At 39.3% G+C, this 7,053-nt stretch carries 6 protein-coding genes and 1 other annotated feature; all 6 genes read left to right on the forward strand.

The genetic code is table 11. From position 1 onward, the window contains the following. Window positions 1-23 precede the first annotated feature (23 nt). The 6 genes from argC (at window position 24) to B5D30_RS05895 (ending at window position 6,875) form a co-directional block, all read left to right on the forward strand. Window positions 24-1,055, forward strand: a complete 1,032-nt coding sequence (gene argC / locus B5D30_RS05870; RefSeq protein WP_078807119.1) for an N-acetyl-gamma-glutamyl-phosphate reductase — start codon at window positions 24-26, stop codon at window positions 1,053-1,055. Window positions 1,056-1,137: 82 nt separating this feature from the next. Further along, window positions 1,138-1,340 (forward strand) — a binding site (T-box leader). Between the two features lie 170 nt (window positions 1,341-1,510). After that, window positions 1,511-2,671 carry a bifunctional glutamate N-acetyltransferase/amino-acid acetyltransferase ArgJ gene (gene argJ / locus B5D30_RS05875; RefSeq protein WP_078807120.1) on the forward strand — a complete coding sequence of 387 codons (1,161 nt, stop codon included), beginning with the start codon at window positions 1,511-1,513 and terminating at the stop codon, window positions 2,669-2,671. A gap of 20 nt (window positions 2,672-2,691) precedes the next feature. Continuing rightward, window positions 2,692-3,843, forward strand: coding sequence for an acetylornithine transaminase (locus tag B5D30_RS05880; protein WP_078807121.1), 1,152 nt, complete (start codon window positions 2,692-2,694; stop codon window positions 3,841-3,843). Next, the gene (argF, locus tag B5D30_RS05885) at window positions 3,836-4,768 is read left to right on the forward strand and encodes an ornithine carbamoyltransferase (protein ID WP_078807122.1); all 933 of its coding nucleotides are present in this window, start codon (window positions 3,836-3,838) and stop codon (window positions 4,766-4,768) included. Before B5D30_RS05880 ends, argF begins: the two co-directional genes overlap by 8 nt. Window positions 4,769-4,778: 10 nt before the next feature. Further along, window positions 4,779-5,636 (forward strand): acetylglutamate kinase, encoded by an 858-nt coding sequence (gene argB / locus B5D30_RS05890; protein ID WP_078807123.1) that lies wholly within the window; start codon window positions 4,779-4,781, stop codon window positions 5,634-5,636. An 18-nt stretch (window positions 5,637-5,654) separates the two neighbouring features. After that, on the forward strand, window positions 5,655-6,875 hold the full coding sequence (locus B5D30_RS05895; RefSeq protein WP_078807124.1) for an argininosuccinate synthase: 1,221 nt from the start codon (window positions 5,655-5,657) through the stop codon (window positions 6,873-6,875). Window positions 6,876-7,053: the final 178 nt, after the last annotated feature.

The following is a 7,053-nucleotide window of genomic DNA, read 5'->3' on the forward strand; positions in this document are numbered from 1 at the left end:
TAAAACTAACTCAGGAGGCATTTATGAAAAAAAAAGTCGCAATTGTCGGTGTTACTGGATATAGCGGTGTCGAGCTAGTTCGTCTATTGTTGACACATCCTAGCGTTGAAATCAATGGGCTTTACGCACATTCTACTGCTGGTCAACTGATGAACGAGCAATATCCAAGTTTAAGTTCTATTTGTGAACAAGAAATTCAAGTGTTTGATGCCAAGAAAATTATGGAAGAAAATGATGCTGTCTTTTTTGCTACCCCAAGTGGTGTAAGTAAAAAAGATGCTATTTCCTTTATCCAAGCCGATTTTCCTGTCATTGATTTGTCAGGAGATTTTCGGTTAAATCAAGAAGAATATGAAAAATGGTACCATTCTCCCGCTTGTGAGCAGAAGTATCTGGATAAAGCTCAATATTCCTTGGCAGACCTTGAGCGTGCAGAAAAACACTATATTGCCAATCCGGGTTGTTACGCAACTGCAACGTTGTTAGCACTTCACCCGATTGCTCAAACGGACTGGTTTGATGTGGAAAGTATTATTGTGGATGCGAAAAGTGGTTTGTCAGGTGCGGGAAAAAAATTGTCAGAGACCTCGCATTTTAGTTTTATTTCGGACAATTTATTCCTCTACAAACAAAATCAACATCAGCATATTCCAGAAATTGTGCAAAAATTACAGACGTGGAATGAAGAAATTCCTTACATTCAATTTCAAACAACGCTCGTTCCAGCGACTCGGGGGATATTTATTTCATGTTATATTAAGATGAAAAAAGAACTCAGTGAGCAGGACATTTATGATTGGTATGAACGTGTTTACAAGGGGAAAAAATTCATTCGCCTGCAAAATAAAAATACCTTACCTAGTATGAAACAGGTAGTAGGCTCAAATTATTGTGATATAGGGCTTAGTTACAACTCTACGACACACGTTTTGACGGTGGTTTCAGTGATTGACAACTTGATAAAAGGTGCCGCAGGGCAAGCAATTCAGAATTTCAATCAGCTTTTTGGAATGGATGAAACACTAGGTTTACAGCTTGCTCCAGTGTTCCCTTGATGTTATTTAATAAAAAAGTTGCAAATTTTTGTTGACAAGAGCAAGAAAAACGATTAGAGTATAAAGAAATATTATTAAATATACGTTTTCTTTGAGAAAGAGAGTAGTTTACAGATGTTTTCTAGCGAGTTAATGTTGGTGTGAGATTAACAAACAGACGTAAATGAACCGCACTTTCGAGAGCTGCTTTTTATAAGCGGAGGGTTGCTTACTTTACAAGCCAGAGATGAGCTTTTATAGCTCAAGCAAGAGTGGTACCGCGAAAAATGAACTTTCGTCCCTTAGCATCATTGTATGCTGAGGGACTTTTTAGTATAGGAGGAGATTTTGATGAAACAAACAATGAATCTAGCAAATAAGAAACACATGGAAATATCCGTAAAACGACGAGGAAGTTTAGGATAATAAAAAAACAGAAGAAAAAACAAAAAAATCGAAAGAACGAGGAGACAGTCATGGAAAACACGATTGCAATCCCAAAAGGTTTTTACTTTTTAGGGAAACATATAGGCATTAAAAAACAAAAAAAAGATTTCGGCGTGGTTTATTCGCCAGAAGAATGTAGTGCAAGTGCAATGTTTACAAAAAACCAATTTTGCGGAGAGCCAATTCCGATAGGTCGAGAGGCAATTAAAGATAAATGTCTACAAGCATTTGTTGTCACAAGCGGGATTGCCAACGTTGCAACTGGAGCAGTAGGACGAGCGAACGCTCAGAAAATAGTGGACAAATTAGCAAACGAGCTAGAAATTCCAAGCCAAAATATTCTTCCTTCCTCAACAGGAATTATTGGTCCTCAATTGCCAATTGATACGATTCTCACAGGCATGGACGGGGTAGGTGACAATCTTTCACGGCTAAATGCAAAAGAATTTGCCGAGGCAATTATGACAACGGACACGAAAGTGAAAATGCACTCAATCAAAGTTGGCGGGGCGACACTTTTAGGAATTGCCAAAGGAAGTGGCATGATTGAGCCGAATATGGCAACTATGCTCGTGTATTTAATGAGTGATGCGGTGGTTGAAAAAGAGGAGATTCATGAGTTACTTTCCAATAGCGTTGAGAAAAGTTTTAATAGCATGAGCATTGATACAGATACTTCGACAAGTGATACCGTAGCACTTATGACAAGCAATCTTTACGAGGTGAAAAAAGAGGCATTTGCTAAAGCATTAGACGAGCTTTGTTTGTCGCTTTGCAAGGAAATTGTTAAAGATGCAGAAGGGGCAAAACATACGATTGAGGTGACGGTAACCAATTGTATCTCAAAGAAAGAGGCGAAAATAATTGGAAAGTCTATTGTTAATTCTCCTTTGGTGAAAACCGCTGTCTATGGAGCTGACCCAAACTGGGGTAGAATTATTATGGCAATCGGAAAAGTTGAAGAGGCTCATTTGGATAAGGATAAGCTCATTATCAAGTTAGGGGAGCATATCATCTTTCAGAATCAACAGGAGATAACAGAAAATTTCGAAAAATCCAAGGAATATTTGCAAAAAAATGATGAAATTAAGATAACGGTGATGATGAATACAGGAGTAGAAGAACACACCGTTTATGGTTGTGATTTAACCGAAGAATACGTTGAAATTAACGGACATTACACGACATAGTGATTAAGAGAGGGGAAAATATGAGCGATTTATTTCCAAACTATGCAAGATTACCACTGGAGTTTCAAAAAGGAAGTGGGACAAAAATTTTTGATAAAGAAAACGTAGAGTATTTAGATTTGACAAGTGGCATTGGGGTGACAAATTTAGGGTATAACCACCCAGAATTAGTCAAAGTATTGCACGACCAAGTGGAGAAAATTTGGCATATTCCGAACCTCTATGAGAGCGAACTGCAAGAAAAAGTGGCGAAACTACTAGCGATAGAGCAAGATTATCTAGCATTTTTCTGCAATAGCGGTGCGGAGGCGAACGAGGCGGCGATAAAACTTGCTAGAAAAGCGACAGGAAAAGAGAAAATTTTTAGCTTTAAACAATCATTTCATGGCAGAACGTTTGGTGCAATGAGTGCAACAGGGCAAGCAAAAATTCATCAAGGTTTCGCTCCACTTTTACCAACATTTGACTATTTAACCTACAATTCTTTCGATGATTTGTTGAAGATTGACGAGAGTGTAGCGGCAGTAATGGTGGAAGTTATTCAAGGCGAAGGCGGCGTTCTTCCTGCAGAAAAAGAGTGGTTGCAAATGCTGGCGAAGGTGGCAAAAGACAATGGTGCGTTGCTTATCATTGACGAAGTACAAACAGGAATTGGACGAACAGGTACGTTTTATGCTTGGTGCGATTACGGCATTTCTCCTGACATTTTCACCCTTGCAAAAGGTTTGGGAAATGGTGTGCCAGTCGGTGCCATGCTTGGAAAAAAAGAATTAGGCGAAGTATTTTCACAAGGAAGCCACGGTACAACTTTTGGTGGCAATCGTCTAGCGTTAAGTGTCGCAGAAAAAGTGATTGAGCTAGTCAACCAAGAAGAATTTTTAACAGAAGTTCAAGAAAAAAGTACCTTGGCATTTGACGTTTTACAAAAAGGTTTGGCGAAAAACAAACACGTAAAAGCCATTCGTGGAAAAGGATTGATGATTGGCATTGCTTTAGATTCAAGCGACACTCTGCAAAAGGCATTGCAAAAATTACGAGAACGACACGTTTTAGCATTAAGCGCAGGAAATGATGTGTTACGTTTATTGCCACCCCTTACGATTGCAAACGAAGAATTACAAAGTGGACTTGCAGCAATTATTCAAGTATTGGAGGAAATAGAGAATGAATAGCTTATACAACAAAGATTTACTAGACTTAACGGAGTTGAACAAAGAAGAATTTTTAGACATTTTACACACGGCAATTGATATGAAAAACAATCGTGAAAAATATAGCGAAGTTTTAAAAGGGAAAACGTTAATCATGATTTTTGAAAAATCTTCAACACGTACACGGATTTCTTTTGAAAGTGGTATGTATCGCTTAGGCGGGAACGCGATTGTCCTAGATTCTAAAAACACGCAAATGGGGCGTGGAGAGCCAATTCTTGACACGGCAAATGTAATGAGTCGCTATGCTGATGCGATTATGATTCGTACATTTAGTGATGAAATGGTCAAAGAATTAGCGACACACGCAAGTATTCCCGTTGTCAACGGTTTGACTGACGGTCATCATCCTTGCCAAATTTTAGCAGATTTCCAGACAATGCTTGAAGTCAAAGGAAGTTTAGAAGACTTGAAAATTGCGTACATTGGTGACGGAAACAATATGGCACATTCATATATTTTAGGAAGTGCAATCTTAGGAATCAACGTCTCCATTGCCACCCCTACGGCTTATCAGCCACAAGAGGAAATCGTGAAAAAAGCAATGAAACTTGCAGAAAAAAGTGGTGCAACAATTGAAATTACAACAGATCCATTTGTTGCGTGTAAAGATGCCGATTTCATTTTCACAGATGTCTGGGCAAGCATGGGAAGTGAACACGAACAAAACGAGCGAGAGAAAGCATTCCAAACGATTTATCAAGTGAATGATGAACTGGTAAAAGTGGCAAAAAGTGATTATCATTTCATGCACTGCTTACCTGCTCACCGTGAAGAAGAAGTTACGTCATCTATTATAGACGGTGAACATTCGCTCATCTACCAAGAGGCAGAAAACAGAATGCACGCACAAAATGCTTTGTTGTATAAATTGTTGATAGCGTAGGAGGAGAAGAATGGAACAAAGACAGCTACAAGCAAAAATACTAATAGAAGCCTTGCCCTATATGCAACGCTTTGACGGCAAAACCATTGTCATCAAATATGGCGGTAGTGCAATGAGCAACGAAGAATTGAAAAAAAGTGTCATGCAAGACATCATACTTTTACAAATGATTGGTGTGAATGTAGTTATCGTACACGGTGGCGGAGCGGCGATTTCTAAAGCTCTTGATTTGCATAAAATTGAACACCAATTTTTAGACGGTTTGCGTGTGACAGGAAAAGAGGCAATGGAAGTTGTTGCAAGTACGCTTATTGGGCAAGTCAATAAAAGTTTGGTGCAATATTTATCTGAAAAAGGAGCCAAAGCATTAGGACTTTCTGGTGTAGACGGTCGCATGATTGAGGCAACTCAGTTGAATGAAAAACTCGGCTATGTCGGTAAAATTACCAACATTCACCCAGAAGTTATTGAAATTGCCTTTTCTAATAAATTTATTCCGATTATCGCACCGATTGCGATGAATAAAAACGGCGACTTACTCAATGTCAATGCCGATACTGCTGCAGTTGAGATTGCAGCTGCTCTAAAGGCTGAAAAATTTATTTTGCTCACAGATGTGCGTGGCGTAATGAAAGACAAGGACGACCCAGAAACCTTTATTCCACGAATGACGGTTAGCGAAGTAAAAGAATCTATTGCAAACGGAACAATTCAAGGAGGTATGATTCCAAAAGTACAAGCAGGGATTCATGCAATGCAAAATGGACTAAAAGAAATGACCATTATCGACGGAAGAATTAAACATTCCATTTTACTGGAACTCTTTAGCGATGTGGGCATTGGAACGTTGATAAAAAAAGACGAATAAAAAACGGAGGAAATTACTATGACAAAGACAAAATTGATTTTAGCATATTCTGGAGGACTGGATACTTCGGTCGCAATTAAATATTTATCTGAACAAAATTATGATGTTTACGCAGTTTGCTTAGATGTCGGTGAAGGGCGTGACCTTGATTTTATCCAGAAAAAAGCCTTGACAGTCGGGGCAGTTGATAGCTATGTGTTAGACGTAAGACAGGAATTTGCAGAGGAGTATGTCGGGTATGCAATCAAAGGGAATTTATTTTATGAGCAAAAATATCCACTCATCTCAGCACTTTCTCGTCCACTTATTGCCAAAAAACTTGTAGAGTTGGCAGAAGAAATAGGGGCGACAGCGATTGCTCATGGTTGCACAGGTAAAGGAAATGACCAAGTACGTTTTGATGTGGCGATTCACTCGCTTGCTCCGCATATCGAAGTAGTCGCTCCAGTTCGTGAATGGAAATGGAGCCGTGAGGAAGAAATTGATTATGCTGAAAAACATGGTGTGCCAGTACCAGCAGACAAGGAAAATCCATATTCTATTGACATGAACCTTTGGGGACGTGCGATTGAGGCAGGAATTTTAGAAAATCCTTGGGAAGTTTGTCCAGAAGATGCGTTTGAGATGACTGTTGCCATTGAAGATGCACCGGATGTACCAGAAATTATTGAGCTTGAATTTGAAAAAGGTTTGCCTATTGCAGTAAATGGTGTAGCAATGCCACTTCATGAGCTTATCCAAGAAGTAAATGCTCTTGCAGGTAAGCATGGGGTTGGAAGAATTGACCATATTGAAAACCGTCTAGTAGGAATCAAATCACGTGAAGTCTATGAATGCCCAGCAGCACTGACAATTATGAAAGCCCACAAAGACTTGGAAGATTTGACATTTGTTCGTGAAGTGAGTCATTTCAAAGCGGTCATTGAAAATGAATTAGCCAACCATATTTACAATGCACTCTGGTATAATCCAGCAACAGACGCACTGAAAGCATATATTGATGAAACGCAAAAAAATGTGAGCGGAATTGTAAGAGTAAAACTTTTCAAAGGTCATGCCATTTGTGAAGGTCGTAAATCAGAAAACTCATTATACAACGAAAATCTTGCAACCTACACTTCAGCAGACGAATTTGACCAAGACGCAGCAATCGGCTTTATCAAACTATACGGCCTACCAACAAAGGTAAACGCCCAAGTACAAGAAAAAAACACACAAACAAAAATTACGTTGAACTAGAAAAGCTACGAGGGGCGTTCAGGAGTTTGTCGCAGTGAGCCGTGACATTTACTTGCTTGAAACTTTAGTTTCAAGTGGCACTGCGAACAGCGACCAAACTTCTGCCCCTCACAGCTAGACAAAGAAAAGCTACGAGGGGTGTTCTGAAGTCTGTGGCAGTGAGCCGTGCCGTTTACTT

Source organism: Pilibacter termitis (assembly GCF_900167335.1).
Classification (GTDB): domain Bacteria; phylum Bacillota; class Bacilli; order Lactobacillales; family Streptococcaceae; genus Pilibacter; species Pilibacter termitis.

Coding starts and splice junctions, on each gene's coding strand:
- argC (WP_078807119.1), top strand. CDS start 24: ATGAAAAAAAAAGTCGCAATTGTCGGTGTTACTGGATATAGCGGTGTC.
- argJ (WP_078807120.1), top strand. CDS start 1,511: ATGGAAAACACGATTGCAATCCCAAAAGGTTTTTACTTTTTAGGGAAA.
- B5D30_RS05880 (WP_078807121.1), top strand. CDS start 2,692: ATGAGCGATTTATTTCCAAACTATGCAAGATTACCACTGGAGTTTCAA.
- argF (WP_078807122.1), top strand. CDS start 3,836: ATGAATAGCTTATACAACAAAGATTTACTAGACTTAACGGAGTTGAAC.
- argB (WP_078807123.1), top strand. CDS start 4,779: ATGGAACAAAGACAGCTACAAGCAAAAATACTAATAGAAGCCTTGCCC.
- B5D30_RS05895 (WP_078807124.1), top strand. CDS start 5,655: ATGACAAAGACAAAATTGATTTTAGCATATTCTGGAGGACTGGATACT.